Origin of the sequence: Escherichia sp. MOD1-EC6162, from assembly GCF_002965125.1 — a bacterium.
Lineage (GTDB): Bacteria > Pseudomonadota > Gammaproteobacteria > Enterobacterales > Enterobacteriaceae > Escherichia > Escherichia marmotae.
Genome location: NZ_PTSB01000071.1, coordinates 1 through 1,568 on the forward strand (window position 1 = coordinate 1; position 1,568 = coordinate 1,568).

The 1,568-nt window shown below is 49.7% G+C and carries 4 protein-coding genes; 3 read left to right on the forward strand and 1 reads right to left on the reverse strand.

Annotated elements, in window-relative coordinates:
• Positions 1–86 precede the first annotated feature (86 nt).
• Positions 87–269: a hypothetical protein gene (locus A9587_RS24105; RefSeq protein ID WP_042856717.1), complete on the forward strand. Its 183-nt coding sequence runs from the start codon at positions 87–89 to the stop codon at positions 267–269.
• Complete coding sequence (locus A9587_RS24110) at positions 262–576, forward strand: hypothetical protein (protein WP_042856716.1); 315 nt, start codon at positions 262–264, stop codon at positions 574–576. The genes A9587_RS24105 and A9587_RS24110 overlap by 8 nt, the downstream gene beginning before the upstream one ends.
• Here A9587_RS24110 and A9587_RS24115 read toward each other — a convergent pair.
• Positions 515–781 carry a hypothetical protein gene (locus tag A9587_RS24115; protein WP_079916120.1) on the reverse strand — a complete coding sequence of 89 codons (267 nt, stop codon included), beginning with the start codon at positions 779–781 and terminating at the stop codon, positions 515–517. The genes A9587_RS24110 and A9587_RS24115 overlap by 62 nt on opposite strands.
• A 73-nt stretch (positions 782–854) precedes the next feature.
• Between A9587_RS24115 and A9587_RS24120 the strand changes: the two genes are divergently transcribed.
• A complete protein-coding gene (locus A9587_RS24120) occupies positions 855–1,406 on the forward strand; it encodes a gp16 family protein (RefSeq protein ID WP_079916121.1) in 552 nt (183 codons plus the stop codon).
• Positions 1,407–1,568: the final 162 nt, after the last annotated feature.

The following is a 1,568-nucleotide window of genomic DNA, read 5'->3' on the forward strand; positions in this document are numbered from 1 at the left end:
TATTCGTGCAGGCATTACCCGCCAGATGATGATTGCGCAGCTGTGTATGCGCGAAGCACAGCGTCTGGAACAGATGGAGACGAGCGGTGATTAAGTCAATTGGCTTTGTCCTGCTGGTTGGCACCTGTGGGAATGATGCCTGCGATGCCATTCCGGTAACGGAAAAAATCTGGCCCACAGAACAGGCATGTATGCAGGTGATGGAGCGCATACAAAAACGTTATCCCAGTGAAATCTTTTATTGCGAAGAGGTATTACGAAATGAATAAACCAGAGAATAAAGAAATGAAATTCACACCAGTTGATATTGATGGCGTCATGGCTAATTTAAAGATGCTGGAACGTATGCACGATATCGTTAAATATGGTATTGAGCATGACCTCACCGCCAGAGAAGTCCGGAGCATTATTAACCGTGAAATGAACCAGGTGGAAGCTGCCGTGGCGCTACAAAATGAAGCAGCCCGCGAGGAATACATTCGTCGCAGGCTGGGGCTATCAAATAAAGATATTCTTACGGATGCTCAGATGGCTGAGGCTTTTGATATTCATCAGGATCTTGGTCTAACAAACTGATGGTTTCAGTGATTAGCTGCGATATTTGCAGGGCGGAATCATTCGTTGTTCTCAATACCGGAGCCTCTGCAGCTACGACTGCAGCGGATTTGAGGATTGTTTTTCCTTCCTCTGCGGTAATCAGCCCCTTTCTGACAAGGAGTATCAGCAACCTTGAGGCAATGGTATACCCTGCAACATCATAAGGTTGTTCACTGTTTTTCATAAAAAGCTTCCTCTGTTTAGTGAGTGGATTCTGGCGGTGTTGCCGCACCGCCCCCTTTTCTTGAGGTACGATAATGAATCGCACATCCCTGATTAAATTAATTCATGTCGCCCGTCGTGATCTACAACTCGACGATGACACTTACCGCGCCTTTCTGGTGCAGTGCACAGGCAAGACCAGTTGCCGCGAGCTGACTGTCGCACAACTGGAACAGGTGCTCGATGCCATGAAAGAGCGCGGTTTTAAGAAGCAGAAAAAACATCCCCGCCGTCGCTTTAAGGGGCATGTCACACCGCGCGAGAAGATTTACAAAATCTGGCAGCAGATGTTCCTTGATGGTTTCGTTTCCGATATCAGCGACGCCGCGCTGGACAAATACGTTGAACGCCTGACGGCCAGACGTAATGGCGGTCAGGGCGTTTCCACGCTGGCCTGGTGTCACGGGGAATCGTTGCAGGTTGTGCTCGAAACGCTCAAACAGTGGCATATGCGCTGCATCCGGGAAGCCTTTGCCCGACATGGTGTGCCTTTACCTGTAAGCCCATCCGGGCGGGAACTGCGCGGCTATGATGCACTGACCAGTGCATATGCCCGCGCACGAAACAGCGGGAGAATTGCTGTATGAAACAGATGAAAGAGCAGGATTTATTCGAAGACCTTCGGGACGACAGCGTTCTGGAATATCTTCATGATTACCAGGAAAACACCGCTTATCCGGCGTTACTTTCTGAACTGAACGCACTGCTGCGTAAAGAGCTGGCCCGGATTGGCGCAGACCCTGCTCATT

Excerpts from the sequence above, each read along its gene's own strand:
- A9587_RS24110 (WP_042856716.1), top strand. The coding sequence starts at position 262 with ATGAATAAACCAGAGAATAAAGAAATGAAATTCACACCAGTTGATATT.
- A9587_RS24115 (WP_079916120.1), bottom strand. The coding sequence starts at position 781 with ATGAAAAACAGTGAACAACCTTATGATGTTGCAGGGTATACCATTGCC.
- A9587_RS24120 (WP_079916121.1), top strand. The coding sequence starts at position 855 with ATGAATCGCACATCCCTGATTAAATTAATTCATGTCGCCCGTCGTGAT.